11 protein-coding genes are annotated in these 16370 nt (G+C 67.9%); 5 read left to right on the top strand and 6 right to left on the bottom strand.

The genetic code is table 11. The annotated features are described in order from the left end of the window. Positions 1-24 precede the first annotated feature (24 nt). On the top strand, positions 25-1005 hold the full coding sequence (locus ACFY1P_RS03610) for an alpha/beta hydrolase (protein WP_361522562.1): 981 nt from the start codon (positions 25-27) through the stop codon (positions 1003-1005). A 72-nt stretch (positions 1006-1077) separates the two neighbouring features. Here the strand turns inward: ACFY1P_RS03610 and ACFY1P_RS03605 are convergent, their stop codons facing one another. Then, a complete protein-coding gene (locus ACFY1P_RS03605; RefSeq protein ID WP_390749560.1) occupies positions 1078-1704 on the bottom strand; it encodes a TetR/AcrR family transcriptional regulator in 627 nt (208 codons plus the stop codon). A 135-nt stretch (positions 1705-1839) separates the two neighbouring features. Between ACFY1P_RS03605 and ACFY1P_RS03600 the strand changes: the two genes are divergently transcribed. Beyond that, entirely contained in the window at positions 1840-3324 is a 1485-nt protein-coding gene (locus ACFY1P_RS03600) for an amidase (protein ID WP_390749559.1), read from the top strand. Between the two features lie 34 nt (positions 3325-3358). On the opposite strand, the gene ACFY1P_RS03595 is transcribed toward ACFY1P_RS03600, so the two are convergent. Together ACFY1P_RS03595 and ACFY1P_RS03590 are read right to left on the bottom strand one after the other, a co-directional pair. Further along, positions 3359-4504, bottom strand: a complete 1146-nt coding sequence (locus tag ACFY1P_RS03595; protein WP_390749558.1) for a methyltransferase domain-containing protein — start codon at positions 4502-4504, stop codon at positions 3359-3361. Positions 4505-4789: 285 nt separating this feature from the next. Next, complete coding sequence (locus tag ACFY1P_RS03590; protein ID WP_361522550.1) at positions 4790-5644, bottom strand: peptidoglycan-binding domain-containing protein; 855 nt, start codon at positions 5642-5644, stop codon at positions 4790-4792. A gap of 230 nt (positions 5645-5874) precedes the next feature. Between ACFY1P_RS03590 and ACFY1P_RS03585 the strand changes: the two genes are divergently transcribed. Together ACFY1P_RS03585 and ACFY1P_RS03580 are read left to right on the top strand one after the other, a co-directional pair. Next, positions 5875-6477 (top strand): hypothetical protein, encoded by a 603-nt coding sequence (locus tag ACFY1P_RS03585; RefSeq protein ID WP_390749557.1) that lies wholly within the window; start codon positions 5875-5877, stop codon positions 6475-6477. Positions 6478-6593: 116 nt separating this feature from the next. Beyond that, positions 6594-6764 carry a hypothetical protein gene (locus ACFY1P_RS03580; RefSeq protein WP_390749556.1) on the top strand — a complete coding sequence of 57 codons (171 nt, stop codon included), beginning with the start codon at positions 6594-6596 and terminating at the stop codon, positions 6762-6764. 20 nt (positions 6765-6784) lie between these two features. Here ACFY1P_RS03580 and ACFY1P_RS03575 read toward each other — a convergent pair whose 3' ends face one another. Both ACFY1P_RS03575 and ACFY1P_RS03570 read right to left on the bottom strand, forming a co-directional pair. Then, positions 6785-11245: a hypothetical protein gene (locus ACFY1P_RS03575; RefSeq protein ID WP_390749555.1), complete on the bottom strand. Its 4461-nt coding sequence runs from the start codon at positions 11243-11245 to the stop codon at positions 6785-6787. 61 nt (positions 11246-11306) lie between these two features. Then, entirely contained in the window at positions 11307-14135 is a 2829-nt protein-coding gene (locus ACFY1P_RS03570) for a hypothetical protein (protein WP_390749554.1), read from the bottom strand. A 249-nt stretch (positions 14136-14384) separates the two neighbouring features. Here ACFY1P_RS03570 and ACFY1P_RS03565 point away from each other — a divergent pair, with 249 nt between their 5' ends. Further along, positions 14385-15377, top strand: a complete 993-nt coding sequence (locus tag ACFY1P_RS03565; protein ID WP_390749553.1) for a hypothetical protein — start codon at positions 14385-14387, stop codon at positions 15375-15377. 89 nt (positions 15378-15466) lie between these two features. On the opposite strand, the gene ACFY1P_RS03560 is transcribed toward ACFY1P_RS03565, so the two are convergent. Then, positions 15467-15907 (bottom strand): DUF6010 family protein, encoded by a 441-nt coding sequence (locus ACFY1P_RS03560; protein WP_361522534.1) that lies wholly within the window; start codon positions 15905-15907, stop codon positions 15467-15469. Positions 15908-16370: the final 463 nt, after the last annotated feature.

Genomic DNA, 16370 nt, shown 5'->3' with positions numbered 1-16370 from the left:
GCCCGGCGATCCTGGAGGAGACATATGTCGTGGCACGTCGCGGAGCCCGTACACCGGCTGGTGTCCTCGCCGGGAGGCCGGATTCACCTTGCCGAGCAGGGAACAGGGCCGCTGGTGCTGCTCGTACACGGCTTTCCGGAATCCTGGTACTCCTGGCGCCATCAGTTGCCGGCGCTCGCGGCGGCGGGATATCGGGCGGTGGCCATCGACGTCCGGGGCTATGGCCGCTCCTCGAAGCCGGCCGCCGCGGAGGCATACCGGATGCTCGACCTGGTGGAGGACAACGTCGCGGTGGTGCACGCCCTGGGCGAGGAGTCGGCGGTGGTCATCGGCCACGACTGGGGTGCGACCATCGCCGCGAACTCCGCCCTGCTCAGGCCGGAGGTCTTCCGCGCGCTGGGGCTGCTGAGTGTTCCTTACAGCCCGCGCGGTGGGCCCCGCCCCAGCGACGTCTTCGCCCGGATGGGCGGGGACGAGGAGTTCTACGTCTCGTACTTCCAGGAGCCGGGCCGCGCCGAGGCCGAGATCGAGCCGGACGTACGCGGCTGGCTGGCGGGCTTCTACGCGGCTCTGTCCGCCGACACCATGCCCGCGCCCGGCGCTCCCGACCCGCACTTCGTCAGCAAGGCCGGCACGCTGCGGGACCGGTTCCCCAGCGGTCGGCTGCCCGCCTGGCTCAGCGAGAGGGACCTCGACGTCTACGCGGGGGAGTTCGAACGCACCGGCCTCACCGGAGCCCTCAACCGCTACCGCAACATGAACCGCGACTGGGAGGACCTCGCGGCCTTCGACGGCGCCTCCATCACCCAGCCGTCGTTGTTCATCGGCGGCGAACTGGACGCCTCTACTACATGGATGGCCGATGCGATCAGGGCGTACCCGGTCACGCTGCCGGGCCTGCTCTCTTCCCAGCTTCTCGACAACTGCGGCCACTGGATTCAGCAAGAACGCCCCGCCGAAGTCAACCGGCTCCTGACCGAGTGGCTCGCCGCCCTCCCCGTCTGACGTGGCAAATGTTCCGGTGAACCTGGGCGAACGCGCAGCCGATTCCGTATAGGGGGACGCGGAAGCGCCCCCTCATCCGGCGGTCGCCCGGGACGCGCCGGTGGGGGAGTGGTGCCGGTCCACGATGCCCTCGACGATCCTCATCAGCCGGTCCCCCGTCTGATCGATGCTGCCGTTCTGTGCGCTGACCTGCGCGCCTTCGAGTGCGAAGGTGATCTCGGCGGCGGTCTGTTCGGGATCGGGAAGTCCGGCCCCGGCGCACATGCCGACCAGCCTGCGGGTCTGGCGGGCCTTGTGTTTCTCGATGACCTGCCGTGCGGGGTGGGACCGATCGGGCAGCTCGGCGATGGAGTTGATGAATGGGCAGCCCCGGTGGGAGATCGCCGGCAAGCCCTCGGCGATGAAGCGGGCCAGGCCCAGGATCTGCTCCCTGGGGCGGCCGGGGAATTCGGTCTCGACCCGGTCGAAGGCCGCTTGGTAGTCGGCGGCGACGATCCGCAGCCACTCCGCGACCAGCGCGTCCTTGGTCTCGAAGTGCCGGTAGATCGCCATCTTGGTGGTCTCGGCCTTCTCGGCGATCGCCTGGACGCCCACCCGTCGGATCCCCTCGCTCTGGAAGAGCTCTTCCGCCGCGTCGAGGATGCGCTCGCGGGGCGGCAGTTTCGCCACCCTGCTCGGCCTTCTGACGGTCGATGCCATGACTGCTCCGTGACGTTCGGTTCGTTGTGGGCCCGGGGCCCATCCTCTGCTACGGTACCAGTCCGTTCCGCGCGATACCGATGGGTATCACTGGGTACTCAGCGGTATCACCATCCTCTTCTTCCGGGAGTGGCAATGAGAATGACCGAGTACGTGAGCTTCGACGCGGTCGGGCTCGCGGAGCTGGTGGCGGGGGGTGAGGTGACCCCCGCCGAAGTGGAAGCGGCCGCGCGCGAGGCCGCACAGGCGGTCAATCCGCGGATCAACGCGATCGTGGAGACATGGCCGGCCGACGACGAGCCCACCCCCGGCAGTACACCGCTGGCCGGAGTCCCTTTCCTGATCAAGGACCTCGGGGTCTCCATGGCCGGAAAGCGCACGGAGTTGGGCAGTCGTCTCGCGGCCGGCAATGTCGCCGACGCCGATTCCTCCCTGATGCGGCGGTTCCGTCGTGCCGGCCTCGTGACCCTCGGGCGCACCGCGACACCGGAAATGGCCTACAGCACCACGACGGAACCCGTGCTGTACGGCGCGACCCGCAACCCATGGGATCCGGAGCGGAGCGCGGGCGGGTCCAGCGGGGGCGCGGGCGCGGCCGTCGCTGCCGGGGTGGTCCCGATCGCGCATGCCACCGACGCCGCGGGCTCGATCCGCGTTCCCGCCGCCTGCAACGGCCTCTTCGGGCTGAAGCCCACGCGTGGCCGGGTCTCGGTGGGTCCCGATTTCGATGAGATCCTGAACGGCCTGGCCGTGCAGGGCAGCGTCAGCCGCACCGTACGCGACAGTGCGGTACTGCTCGACCAGATCCGCGGCCCGGAAGAGGGCGACCCCTACTTCGCCCAGGAGCCGTCCCGGCCGTACGCCGAGGAAGTCACCCGTCGCCCGGGCTCGCTGCGGATAGGTGTCCTCACCCAGGCATGGGGCGGACGCCGCACCACCACGCCCGTGGCCGATGCCCTCTCCCGCACCGTGCGCCTGCTCGAATCCCTCGGTCACCAGGTGGAAGAGGTCGAGGTCGATCTCGGGGTCGACTGGGAGGAGTTCGTCCTGGCCAACGCCCGTCAGTGGACGGCGAATCTCACGGTGTCGGTCGATGAGCTGGCTGCCGCCTCCGGTCGGCCCATCGACTCCTCAACCCTCGAGCCGCCCATCCTCGCCAGCTACCACTACGGGCAGCAGGTCAGCGGCGCACAGTTCGTCACCGCCTTCGCCGTCCGGAACCGGGTCGCCCGGAGCCTGGCACGGTACTTCGCCGCTCACGACATGCTGCTCACCCCGACCTTGCCGGAGCTTCCCGTGCCCTTGGGCGCCTATGCCGAGGGCGCGGAGACGCTGGACGGCCTCGGCTGGCTTCGCCGCGTCTTCGACCTCACGCCGTTCAGCGCGGCGTTCAATGTGGCGGGGACGCCCGCCATGTCCGTGCCGGTGACGGCCGACCCCGGGACCGGGCTTCCGATCGGTATGCAATTCGCTGCCGGGTACGGGCGAGAGGGCCACCTCTTCCGCCTCGCTGGACAACTCGAACAGGCAAGCCCGTGGTCGGGCCGAACCCCCGCGGTGTGGGCGGGGAATGCTGTCGCCTCCGTGGTGGAGAGCCGTCATGACGAGCGTCGGGGCTGAGAGGGCGGCGATGTTCCCTGCGCGCGGCGTTCGTTCAGCTGCTGTGCGGGACGAGTGAGGCGAGAGGTCGCCATCGTGGGCCGGTGTCCTTGTCGCCGGTCCAGATGTACTGCTCGGTGGGTGTCCGGGTCATGCCGAAGTCGTACAGGCCCGGTGCTCCGGCGGCCTGCCAGTGCTGCCATGCGCGGGTGAGCTCGTCGTCGAGGCGGCGAGGGCCTCCCCGGTAGGCGGTCGCCGCCGTACCGGAATCCGTGGCGGGGGTGAGGGTGGCCCAGGACGAGCGGCCGTCATGGATCCAGGCTCTTGTCCCGGTGCCGCTCGTCTCGGTGCTGATCCGGACGTCCGGGAGGAGGACACGCAGGGCGAACAGCAGGTTCCCGTCCCTGAGCAGATGGGGTTCCAGGGAGGGGGTGTCCTGGGTGTCGGGCTGCCCGTCGCCGCGGACTTCGTGGAAGGGCTTGCCCTGGCCGGTGCCCCGGCTGGGCATGAACATCCCCAGGCCCTGGAACCAGCCGCTCGCCGACCGGCCGTCGCCGGCGACGGTGAGAGCGATGTGCCCGAGCCGTCCCCAAGGGAGGACGAGCCGGCCGCCGGGGCGGGTCTGCTCCACCCATGGCCAGGGCACTTCGTCCACCGCATACGTCGCGATCAGCCGGTCGTACGGGGCGCCACCGGGCCAGCCGCCGGCCCCGTCGCATACGCGGACGTCGACTCCGGCGCCTGCGGCCTTGAGCCGCTCGCGAGCCGCGTCGGCGAGCCGTGCGTCGACCTCGACGCTGGTGACGTGCCCGGCCCCGGCCCGTGCCGCCAGGAGCGCGGCGTTCCATCCGGATCCGGTGCCGAGTTCGAGAATCCGGTGGCCGGGCTCGGCCATCAGCGCGTCGAGCATGTCGGCCACGACCGACACGCAGGACAGGCTGGACGCCGGAAGGCCGTCGACGACCTGAGTGACGGCGGAGTCGTACGGCCCGGCGAACACTGCCCGCACCCACCGTTCGGAAGCGGTGGCCCGGTCCACCGGTGCGTAGTCCTCGCCGTCCCAGACCCATAGCCGGTCCGGAGCGAAGAGGTCCCGCGGCAGCGCGGACATCGCCTCACGGACCCATGGCGAGTCCACCGGCCAGCAGCCCCGCGCGCTCAGGGCGTCCGCCAGCCGCTGCCGGCGCACCTCGATGTCCACGGTCACTTCCTGCGCGTTCCACTGGGCGGCGGGGGATCGGGAACCTTGCCGTCGGAATTCCCGGGCGGGGGCTTGCCCTGCGAGGGGTCCGGATCAGGTTTCCTGTGATCACCCATGGCAACCTCCCTGTGCGGTAAGGAGCAACGGGCTCATCATCGCGCACGGAAGCTGCGAGCATCACGTAGAACGGGAAAGCCCCTCCGAACCCCGCGGACCTGCTCCAGGCACGTCTGCGTCCATGGCCCCTCAGCCCGAGAAGGGCTTGCGGTCGGGTTCGGGCGAAGGTCACGCCAGCGGGACTCCCTCGCCCAGAGCTGCCCAGGTGAGCTCGGCGACAACTCCCGTCACGGGAAAGCCGGATTCCCCGCTCTGGAAGGTCCTCACCGCGGATTCCGTGGCGGTGTCGAACGTTCCGGGAGTGAAGCTGCCTGGAGTCAGCAGATTCAAACGGGACGGCTGGAACATCCTTTGCAGGGTCCCCACATCATCGGCAGGGGGAACGTCACTGGAGCCCGATTGGAGTTGAGGGCGGCTGCCCGGGATCGGCAGGAACAGTGTCTCCGGATCGCTGGGCGGCGGCTCCGCCGATACGGCTGCGTTGCGGAAGAGCCCGCGGTCGACGGCGTTGCGCTTCACCAGTCCGGCGCCTGCCATATTGCACGCCCGTGCGGCGCCGAACCAGTCCCGGGCGTCCACGGCGGCGTGGAAGATGGGGAAGAGTGGCGGCTTCAACTTGCTCGGTCCCATGGCCCAGCCCAGGCTGAGAAGCCCCATCTGGGCATCCGCCGGCCAGTCCGCGAACCCGGAGAAGAACGGGAGCAGAGCTGCCTCCGTGTCGTTCAGCTTGTTGGCCACGAGCGTATCGATGTCGGATTGGTCGAGGTGCAGCTGAGCCGGTCCGGAAGCGGACTTGACGCGATTCCATTCGTCCGTGATCTCGGAATCACTTGCGGGGTTGCCGTCGCTGTCGCGCTTCAACGTCGCACCCGAAGCAGACAGGCCGAGGGCGTCACTCAACGGATCGATCTTATTGCCTATGGCGATCGTGACATTGCCCAGACTGTCCAGATACATGTGAGGCACCCTGCCTTCGAGCCTGGTGGAGAAGGCGGCGAAATTGTTGCGCACCGAATTTCGCATCTTGCGTCCCCTCTCAGTTGGCGCACGCCAGGCCATGGCCGGCCGCACTGCGGGGTCAGGCTCGCAGGGGTTGGTCAACAGGCCGCCCAGCGCAACGACGGCCGACGGCTCCTTCTTTTCACCCTAGTTTCGTGACGTGCCAAACGCATCTTGACCTGTGTGGCCCACCCGGCTGGAAGACCGAAAACGTACGTGGAAAATTGGGTACCCGCGATCCGCACCCTCACTGAATGAGGCTTCGCATGCTTGGGCATCTCACTTCGTCGGCGTCTCAGGTGGTGACATCATCCTCCGTTTGGGTAATCCTCGGCTGCGTGGCCGCGGCCGGCGCGGTGGGTGGGATCGTCAATGCCCTGCTGAGTGACAGTGAACTGATCCTGCCGAGGGAGAAGGCTGGGATCCTGCAGCCAGGGTTCCTGGGCAACGCACTGCTGGGCTCCTTTGGAGCAGTGGTCACCTGGGGTCTGTACGGCCCCCTCAAAGACGCCGTGCTCCTGGGATCGCACTCCGCGGGCGAACTGCCGGTCAACATGACGGTGACCGCCCTGGTGGGGGCGGCTCTGGCGGGAGCGGGCGGCGCGAGGGTCGTTTCCGCCGAGGTCGACAAGCGGTACCTGAGAAGCGCGGGCGCCATCGCGGCCATCACCTCGGCGGACCCACAGCTTGCCACCGCCCTGCGGACGGCCTCACCGTCCCATGCCGCCCAGGCGGCCTCGGAGAAGTTGCTGGCGGCCCCAATGGAGTCGATGGAGTCAACGACGCCCACCCCCACGCCGGCTTCGCCGACCCGTCCCCCGGCCCGGAAATCCGACGGAGATCCCGAGCCCGGGTGACGAGGAGGCCGTACGGTTCCCCTCCGGGCAGTTCCGCACGGCCCCGGACGTCGTTGTACGGAGCCTCCGCGTCACAAACGGCACGGCCGTCGGTCACACCAGCTGCTACATGAGTCATGGGCATCGGACGACGCCACCGCTACACCGGCCTCCGGCAGCTCGTCGCCGGCTCGGACGGCTATTACGTCGTACCGCTGGGTTGGAGAGCGGACACCGACCCGGTCTATCTGATCCCCAAGAGCAACGAGACGTGGATCGGTCTCACACCAGGAGAACAACCCCGTTAGAGCTGTCAGGCGGGGACGGGTCAGAATTCGACGGTCTCGGCGAACACCAGGCGGTCGGCACCCGGCATCCAGGTGTAGGTGACCGTGCCCAGGTGCGGGGGGAGATGGGGGAGCACCTCGGGATCGGGGAGGATCATTTTCTTTTCCGTTCTGACGTTGAGCTCGTCCGTCGCGAGGTGCTCGTTCTCCAGGATGACGACACGGAATTGGCCCGGTTGCCGGTTCGCCGGCAGCGTCACCTGTCCGCTCCACAGTGGTGAGCCGGACGCTCCCGCGGGCTGGGCGCCGTCGACGCGTACGCCGCCCCCTTGGAACCACCGCCAGCCGAGGTCGTCCTGGGTGCCCGGGATGCGCTGCTGGATGCCCACCTCGATCAGGGGCGGGACGCGATGGCTCTTACCGGTGTCCATGGTGTCGCCGATGACCTTCTCGTCAGGGGACCAGTCGACGCCGCGATAGCTCGGGCCGTCAACGGTGATACCAAAGGCATCGGCGGTGCCGGGAAGGGGACTCACCGTGACGGTCCTCGGCGGCGAGAGCTGCACGAAGTCCGTCTGGACGACCCGGGAGAGCTCCTGGGCGCGAAGCGAGAAGGGCTGGTAGCGGGCCAGCGCCAGGCGGAGGAAAGGACAGTACGTCTCGGCTGGGGCACCGGCCACCTCGATGTCGCAGAACCACAGTCCGCGCCCGGGATCGAATTGAACCGGGTGCCCGGCCACCGAGGCCGACGGGCCTTCGGGCAGTTCGTCGAGGATGAGGCCGCTGTCCGTGCTGACCGCGTTGAGGAAGCCGGTCACACTCGGGAAGCTGGTGATCGGACCCGACGTGAAGACCGGGTCCTCACCATAGTGAGTGAGGTACGGCGCCAGCACATCGGGCGCCGGATACTGGATTCCGTCCGTGACCAGCACACCCAGCAACTCCTCGTCGCCGGAGGAGAACCACGGCCGCTTGAGGTAGACGCGTACCCCGCCGGTGCGACGGCTGATACGAGTGCCGTCCGGATGGGTCTCCCGTGACCAGCGCTGGGTCGGCAGGACCGACACCACGGTCGGTGCGGCGGGCCGTGCCGTGCTGAGGATGTCCGTTTGCACGGTGTTGCCGGTGACGGTGATCCGCCGTGGGTCGTCGGCGACCTCGGGCGGGAAGCACTCGCGGAACCGGCTGGTGGCGACCGCGTGGTACGTGACCTTGCGGTGTTTGGTGTCGCCGAACTCGTGACGGGACAGATAGGCGAGGCCCGACTCGTCGTCGGGCGGCGGCACCTGGAAGGTGAGGACGTCCTGCGGGAACGGCTCGTACTCCGCGATGGGGACGGTCCCGGGGTCGGTGTCGCGCGCGGGCTCGTCTTCGTCCGGCAGGAAGACCGGGATCTCGAAGACGTGCGCCTGGCGATCGGCCGTCACCGGTCCGTCAGCGTCGGGGTCATCGATCTGTTCGCTCCAGGACGCGAGCAGGTCGACCTTGGCCGTGCTCTTGCCGTGGATCAGCAGCGTCCCGCCGATGTAGGCGAAGGTGTTGCCGGCATCCCGGGAAGTGGCCAGGTCGTCCTCGCTCAGCGTCGGTGGGCTCAGCGGAGCCTCGGTCGCGTGCACCAGTTTGACGGTGCGGAACGGAGTGATCATGCGGTGGCCACCTTCGAGCGCGGTTTCCACCTCGACCGGCCCGGGCTGCCGGCCTGCCAGCTGGCTCTGCTCGACCACCCATTGCCAGATCCCCAGCTTCTCCAGGCCGCTCGTGTTCCCCTCGGTCGAGAGGAAGCAACTCAGCCGGAAGGTCGCCTGCTCGGCCTGGCGCAGGAACACGGTGAGCACACGTGCCTGAGGATCCCAGCTCGGGGGTGGCGTGGGTGGAGCGGCTTCCGAGCCGGCCGCAGGTCCGGGGTCGGCCAGTTGAATCCGGAACGGCTGCCGGTCGGGCCAGTTCCCGTCGAAGTCGATGTGCACCGCCGACCCACCCAGGGCGCCGAGGGTTTCGGGAGTGAGCTTGGAGGGGGCGAAAGCGAGGCTGCCGTCGGCACCCGGCAAGCCCGCCGGGCCGCCGTCGGCGGGGAGCCCGGGCAGGCCGAACAGGGCCACGCCCTGAGCGAGCGGGTCAGGTAGATAGGGCAGCTTGAGCTGGGGTTCGTGATGCAGCGCATACCCCTGGTCCCCTGAGGAGGTGGTCCCGGTGGTGACCTGCTCCACGCACGGGCGCCAGGTCTGGGCGCCGGTGAGTGGATCGACGTCCGGGGTGAGCTTGGGCTGCCCGGTGGTCTCGTCGAGCACGGGGTCGGCGATGCTGCCGCGCTCGCTGCGCGCCAGTTCGTAGGTCTCCTGGAAGCCGCTCCCCGCGCCGAAGGAAGCGTCGAACATGCCGTGGGTCTCGGCCATCGCCTGCGAGGACTTGGGAGGAGCGGCGTGCCGCTCGCTGGTGCCGCGGTAATGCGCTCCGGAAGTAGGCCGGGCAGCCCTGATCTCGCCGGTGAGCGCGTTGGCGTACTCCGTAGCAGTGGTTCCGCTACGGCTCCGGATGACCAGCCGCTCCAGTGACTCGCCTTCGTCGAACCGTTCACGTGGGACCAGCACCGGTGAGGGCACCGGCTCATACCGGGCGTAAGTGAACTCCGTACCGGCGATGGGCAGAACCGGTGGGGGCTGGTCCACGACGTGCTGGAAGAAGTCGAGCAGCTCGGTGGCCTCATCCACCGAAAGGCTGTTGCCCGCGAGATCGACTGCTCGCGCGCGGAACCGGTACTGCTGCCCGAAACGGAGACGCAGCAAGGTGCCCGGTTCCGCCTGGAACGTGGCCTGGAGCGGCACGCCATCGGCCGGCGGCTGACTCGTCACCGTGCCCGGTCCGCTGTCGGTCGCGGTCTTTCCGGGGCGTGGAGCAGCCATGCTCCAGCCCTGCCAGTGCAGCAGTGACTCATGGATGTGGAAGGGTGCGCCCGGGTCAGGAGTGACTCCATCCGGCCCGGGAGGCCGGGTGACCGCGGGCTGAACTGTGCCCTCGTCGGTGAAGTTCAGGGTGAGCGGACCGCCGACGTGCTGGGACAGGGCGTACGTCCCGACGCGCCGGTGCAGTGAGTGCCAGGTCCCCGAGGTGACGTCCTGCACATCGAACCGATAGCCGCGGATGAGGTCCTCGACGAAGAAGGTGACCTCCTGGCCGCTGGTGAGGCTGTCGTTGGCGGTCTTCGCCGCCGACATGCGGTTCATCAGCAGTGCGGCGTGTCCTGACCGGGCGATGGTCACCCCGCTCGTACGCAGCGCCGGCACCCCGACCGCGTCCGCAGCGGGTGCGCCGTCCTGCCCGGTCAGCGCGGAGGCCATGCCGAGCACCTTGAGGGCGCCGCCGTCGACATCCAGCTGAATCGCTTCGAAGGCACCGTCGAGCGCCAGGTTCAGCATCCCGCGCACATTCTCCGTGGGCGCGGGCGCCGCGGGAGTGGCACCGGGGGTGGCGGCGAACGGGGTCGCGGACGCGGCCTCGAAGAAACGGTTGCCTTCCAGCAGATACGCGGTGAAGGGGCTGTGGGACTCCGCGGCGATCGACTGGCTGAACTCCGGTACGACTTGGAGGCGTTGCGGCTGCGCCTGGCCACTGACCGACTGCGGGAGGGCCCCTTCGGGCACCTCGAGATCGATCACCAGGCCGAACAACCGCATGAGCTGCGGATAGTCCGCGAGGAAGGTCATCGTCTCGTGGAAGTCGAATCGCGGCGGTGGCGGTGACGCCTCCGTCTTCGGGACCGCCTGAGCGCTGCCGGTGTGGAAGGCGAGCACCTGGGCGAAGGGACTGGCCGGATGCCCGGTGTCCGCCACCACGGGCGTGGGCGCATCTGAGACGATCTCGGCCAGTCGTCCGGCCACGGCCGTCGAGTCGGCGATCCGCTGTGCCTGGTCCGTGATCCGGTCGGCGCGCAGCAGACTGCTCGCCGCGTCGGCGTGCAGGGCTTGGAGCCGTGCGATGTCGGTCTCGGAGGCCAGGTTCGCCGGCGTGAAGGCGGTGTGTGTGATGCGTCGGTCGGTGGGGGCGGCGGCCTGGACGACGTCGGGGTAGGCGCGCCTGATGTGATCGTCGGTGAGCCCCAGGGCCGAGTTGTCGGTGGCGAGCTGCCGATGCCCTTGCTTGATCACGGAGTGCAAGGCGGCCACCGGGTAGGAGCTGTATACGCGTTGACCACCCACGTCGTCCGGACTGGGCGGTGCTTTCACGGTCGCGTTGCCGAACAAGGCGGCCCAGAGAGCCGAATCCGGCGGCTGGCTGACAACCGTGGCGTTCACAGGCGGCGCACCGGGGACCTGGACCGAGAAGGTGACCCGGCCAGGCTGCAGATTCGACGGCCAGTCGGTGAAGTCCCCACTGAGGGGAGCATCCGGCTGGTCCGCCTCGAGCCGGGGAGAGACGAACACGGACAGCCGCAGCCTGCGGTCGGTGGGCGCGCCGGTGATACCGCCCGGCAGGGCCGTCCAGATGACTGACTGGCGTAGCGTCATTTTCTCTCCGGCTCGGAGCGGCACGACCGGCCACGTGTTGATGTCGGGATGGGGAGACGTCTCATACGAAGGCCCGGCAGTAATTCTCCCAGTCGGCGGGCGTGATCAGGTCTTCGAACGTGGGGTCGACGGGGCCGCCCACGGCATGGTGAGAGCCTGATCCCCGCGAAGGGAAGGCGAAACGGCGTTTGGCCGTGAGGGGGACGTGCTTGGTGAACATCAGGAGATGCACTCCGACGCTGACGGTGGCCTGGCCGCCGACGCTGTTGGGGTCGACATGCGGGTCGTATGTCAACGCCAAGTAGATTTCCAACGAGATGCCCGCCACACCGAGCAGCTCCACGGATCCACCGATGCGCAGATATGCGGAGAACGTGAGGATTCCGTCTGCGATGCCGAAGTAGAAGCCCGCCATGACGTGCACATTGGCGGTCACCAGACCGAGGTCCACGCTGAGGTTGGCCCCCAGCTCGATCTGTCCCTCGATGGACAGCACCTTGGTGGAGTCGACTTCGATCGCGAAGAAGCCGCTGCCACCCACCATCGCCACGGTGACCAGGAAGGGATTGCCGCGTTCGGAGAATGCCAGACGCAGACTCGCGGGATGCCCATCGAACGGCAGTGAGACCACGGCCGACAGAAGAATGTTCTCCAGACTGAAAACGGCCAATCCCGCGCTGGGCAGCCCGAGGGAGTAGCCGGCGATCACTCCTTGGGGGGAGATGCGCAGCTCGGGTTGCCCGGCGAAACCACCGCTGGGGATGATGTCCGCAAGCTCGTTGAGGAATTGCAGCTCGTTGGCGAAGGTGATGTCCATGCCCTTCGGGACGACGCTGACCTTCTTCCCCGTGCCAGCCGCGAAGTCGAGTGAGGCGAGGGAGAGATTGACGACTCCGCCGAAGTCGAGTGAGAAGTTGGTGAGTTGTCCGGTGATGGTGGTGGTCGGTTCGCCGGGCTGGCCGGTGGTCGACAGCGGAACCGTGGTTTCCGCATTGATGACCAGTTGAGAAGAGTCTTCCAGAGTGAGCGGGCTGGGAGCCGGACGAGTCAGTGGGGGAGCCCAGCTGAACTTCGTGGTGAGCGAATCCGGCAGGCTGGCCTGCTGGAGAGCCGGCAACTGCGTCAGGTCGGTCACCGGGGTGATGACGTCCGCCAGTCGGATGCCGCCGAGAAGGTTGGCGCCGGCCAGATCGTGGAACAGCTGTTCCGCCGGGATGGCAGTGCCGATGTCTTCCGCGCCTTTCGGCACCGGACCCTGGGACCGGGACAAGCCGGCGATGGCGAACTTCGGGCTGGTGATCCCGCCGGCTTTGTCGGTGGGAATGTCGAGGGGGAGGCCGCCTTTGATCTGGGCGAAGACGCCACCGGAATTGTCCTCCGGGTCCAGAAGGGTCACGTTGACCGCGTCGACCCGTTGAGAAGAGCCCAGCAGATGGGCGATGGCGGGCACCCGTACGGAAGCTTGATCCACATAGGGGAAGCAAGGGGGATCCAGCGACCCGGGGAAATCGGCGGAGAAGTGGAGCGCGTCGACGGGCAGTGTCGTACTGCCTGCGGGGTCGCCTCCCTCCGGCCCGAGCGCCATCGGCCGCCCGCCGAGGTCCAGCTGCCCGGATTCCCCGTACAGCTCCTGCATCTGGGCCTGCGTCATCCCCGGGGGGACGAAGAGCAGCGGCATGGTGAAGTCGACGGTGTGCCCGGCCCAGTCCTGTGCGATCACGTGGAAGGGAGCCGGCTCACCACCCGGTGGGACAACCACTGTCTTGGTCGTGATCCGCACCTGCCGCAATGGCATGTGTTGGTAGTTGGGGATTCCGTCGGCAGGCAGGCTGTCGTAGTCACGGTCCGGTTCCAGTACGGCGATCCAGGTCGTGGTCACCAGGTATTCGCCGTGACCCGCGTCCTGGGGGTTTGACTTGGCCAGCTTGCGTTCGGTGATGTCGAGATGCGCCGCACGGTTCCCCAGGGGATAGAGGAAGCCCAGCTGTACGACCCGTACGGTCTGGTCACGGCCGCCGGCGACGACGTGGCGCCACGACTGGATGCCGAGCTGGGGCGCATTCGGATCACCGGCGGGGAGCCATAGCCCTTGCAGGTCGGTCGAGGCTCCCAGGGGTGACAGACTGAAGTGAGTGGCACGCAGGGGTGGGGCCGGGTACGTGGTTCCCGGCGGGCCGGGGGAGAAATCCGAGGACCCGGTGACGATGTCCCGGCGGAACTCGGGCTTCAAAGCGCCGTCGATCTGCGGAGAGTCGTCATGGCGGTTGAGATCGGGCGTGTACACCGCGCGCAGGGCCGGAAGCACGGATTCGTCCACCGGGCCGTCGGGGTCGTCCGAGTCGATGACTCCCAGACGGGTGTGCCACAGCTCGGTGACGCCGTTGTGCGTCACGGCGTCGATGGCATGGGACCACCGGCCGGAGGCGTCCGGCGAGAGGTCCAGCCGGTAGGGAACCTCGAGATCGGTCTGCTGCTCCGTCGGCGGCCCGGGCCGGGGCGCGCTCGCGCTGAGATCCGGAGGGTCAGGCAGGGCGTTGTCCGGAACGTTGGGAGTCAGCGCGTTCCAGTCGAGGAGGGCCGCCAGCGTGAACGGGATGGCCGTCATGCCGTCCGGCACCCGGAAGCCGAGCCGGCTCGGGCTCGCCATCCTGGACTCGACGGGCGGACTGGCCTCGCCGAGCAGGATGCCGCTCCCCGGATCCGCCGTGTAGGCCGACTCGGCGATGTGCTGCGGTGGGAGGCGGACCACCATGAACGCCGGCTGGCCGGGGTCGATCCTCACCAGCTGGGGCGGCTGGCCTGCTGTCTCGACCAAGTGCAGATTGAAGAAGTCGAAGGTGAGGTTGAGAAGGTCGTCGGCACGTACGACGTTGGTACTGAAGTCGGCCATCGGACCTTCGCTCCGGTGCTCTGTGGGTGGCCTGGGCAGATACCTTGGAATATCGGCCTGCCGAGGGAGCGCCTTGAGGGGCCGAACGGGCGGTTGCCAAGTCAGGTGATCAGTGCTCCGCTGGAAGTAACTGTCGACGCGGTCGCGTGACGCTGAGCCGACGAAGTCGGGCGGACGTTTCCCCTCGGCGGCAAATGGCAGATGATCCAGCGGATCGATCCTTCGCCTGCAAGCAGAGGGGTGAGTTTCATGGACATACCTCAGGAAGCGTTCAGTGCTGTCGATGCCGCAGCAGCGAATTTGATGGCGATACCCGGAGTCATTGGAGTGGGTATCGGGTTGCGCGAGGATTCCGGTGAGCTGTCAGAGGAGCTGGCCGTTCGTGTACTCGTCACCGATGCATCGAACATCCCTGATGGAATCCCGGAGAGCCTCGCAGGGCTCGGCACCTGCATAGTCGAGTTCCCTGTCGAGGCGCTTTTCGATCCGGACACCAAGCGCTATGACGATCTCCAGGGCGGTGCCCAGATTCAGCCCGCCCCCAGCGCATCCGGCACGCTCGGCGCGATTGTGCACGACAGCAACGGTGTCGAGGTCGGCCTCACGTGCCACCACGTCGTGGGTGACCCGGGCTCGCTCGTGTGGCAAGCGGTCGCACCCATGATCATCGCTGGTGTCGATACCCCCGTGGATCTCACCGATGGTATCGGGAAGACGCTAGCAGCCGAATCGCCGAAAACGCAGACGATTCCGGTGCCGTCCGGCAGCGAACTATTGCTCGGAAAACCGTTGGACGCGGCCACCGTGTCGCTGGACGAAGCGCGCAATCATAATCGCACGATCTCGCACGGGATCGTCGACGGTTTCGGCGTGGTTGATTCATCCACATCGCCGTCGCTCAAAATGCCCGTCAAAAAGCGTGGTTCACAGTCCGGCCCGACGACCGGCCTGGTCGTCGGCGTCCATCCATTCGTCGAGTGGAACGGCGTGGCAGCGCCGTCGCCTGGCCACAGTTTCGTCATGTCTCACACGTATGAGATCTTCTTCAACCCGGTCGGATGCCCGGACGGGATCTTCGCCAAGGGCGGTGACTCTGGTTCCTTGGTGCTTGAAGAAGGCACTCAGACCGCTGTCGGCCTGCTCTGGGGCGGGGTCCCGTCCGGTGGCATGAGGGGCTTTATGTGCGACATAACTGTTGTGGAGAGCCGACTCGGCATCAGCGTTGTATGGCCCGCGCAATAGCTCACCCCCAGGCATCGGGTGGCGAGGGTTCGTCAAGAACCGCACCCGGGCGGGCGTCCACACTCGCGGCCAGACGCGGGTGCGGCCTGTCAGGAGGGCGCAGAGGTGCGATCGTGCGCATGTCCTGCTGTCCGGCTGGGCCTGGACCTGTGGCGGACGAGCGCGATCAGGGAAGGCCCTCCGAGGAAGCACCACAGGGCGATGACCGGATCGCAGATGGCGCATCCCAGGGATGAGGTGTGGGAGAACGGCAGGATCGGATTGCCCTTGATGTGGTGGGCCAGGTCCCATGCGGTGTGGAGCAGCCAGCCGATGCCGATGAAAGCCCAGGACTCCAGGCCGCGGTAGGCGACGTAGGCCATGAGCGCGGTGAACGGGAGCTCCCATGGGCCGAATCCGCCCCCGCTCAGATAGGCGGCGCCGGCTCCGCCCACCATGATCGCGTTGAAGCGGCGTCGGTGCGGTTCCTGGACCAGGGACATCAGCAGGCAGTAGACGATGCCGACGATCACCGGTGACACAAGGTTCATGAGGGGGTGTTTCCTTCCGCCTGGGCGCGGGCCGAATCGCGGTGGTCGGGTTGTCGCGGCGCGAGCAGCCCGCCGATGCCCGGAACGAGAGCCAGGATCTTGGAGGTTGCCGGAGCCTGCTTGAGGCGCCATGTCGTGTGCATGGCGGTCCTACCTTTCAGGTGTGGGTCTGACTCTGGTCATTCGTAAGATCGGAGGGCCCAGGGGCTCTGGGTATGGCTGGCATGGCGGAGACCGTTCGATGGCTCAAGGAACTTGGCCGCCCGGAGCCCCGCGACGACTCGACCGCCAATTGGGAGATGCGACTCCGATCGCTGCTGTAGGACAACGCCGGCGAGGTCGTCTGCGGGATCGGTCTACGACGAGCTGGCGGAGGTGACCGTGCCTGAGATCTGGGCCGGGGTAGACATCGGCAAGACGCATCACCACGCGGTGGTGATCGACGCGGAGGGCAAGCGTCTGC

It is taken from the genome of Streptomyces sp. NPDC001407 (genome assembly GCF_042895325.1).
In the GTDB taxonomy this organism is placed as follows: Bacteria; Actinomycetota; Actinomycetes; order Streptomycetales; family Streptomycetaceae; genus Streptomyces.
The sequence above is the reverse complement of the archived record's forward strand: the minus strand, read 5'-3'. Positions and strand labels throughout refer to the sequence as shown.

Bases quoted from the DNA above. Each gene is read 5' to 3' on its own strand.
- ACFY1P_RS03560 (WP_361522534.1), bottom strand. From the start codon at position 15,907: ATGAACCTTGTGTCACCGGTGATCGTCGGCATCGTCTACTGCCTGCTG.
- ACFY1P_RS03570 (WP_390749554.1), bottom strand. From the start codon at position 14,135: ATGGCCGACTTCAGTACCAACGTCGTACGTGCCGACGACCTTCTCAAC.
- ACFY1P_RS03580 (WP_390749556.1), top strand. From the start codon at position 6,594: ATGGGCATCGGACGACGCCACCGCTACACCGGCCTCCGGCAGCTCGTC.
- ACFY1P_RS03565 (WP_390749553.1), top strand. From the start codon at position 14,385: ATGGACATACCTCAGGAAGCGTTCAGTGCTGTCGATGCCGCAGCAGCG.
- ACFY1P_RS03575 (WP_390749555.1), bottom strand. From the start codon at position 11,245: ATGACGCTACGCCAGTCAGTCATCTGGACGGCCCTGCCGGGCGGTATC.
- ACFY1P_RS03610 (WP_361522562.1), top strand. From the start codon at position 25: ATGTCGTGGCACGTCGCGGAGCCCGTACACCGGCTGGTGTCCTCGCCG.
- ACFY1P_RS03585 (WP_390749557.1), top strand. From the start codon at position 5,875: ATGAGGCTTCGCATGCTTGGGCATCTCACTTCGTCGGCGTCTCAGGTG.
- ACFY1P_RS03605 (WP_390749560.1), bottom strand. From the start codon at position 1,704: ATGGCATCGACCGTCAGAAGGCCGAGCAGGGTGGCGAAACTGCCGCCC.
- ACFY1P_RS03590 (WP_361522550.1), bottom strand. From the start codon at position 5,644: ATGCGAAATTCGGTGCGCAACAATTTCGCCGCCTTCTCCACCAGGCTC.
- ACFY1P_RS03600 (WP_390749559.1), top strand. From the start codon at position 1,840: ATGAGAATGACCGAGTACGTGAGCTTCGACGCGGTCGGGCTCGCGGAG.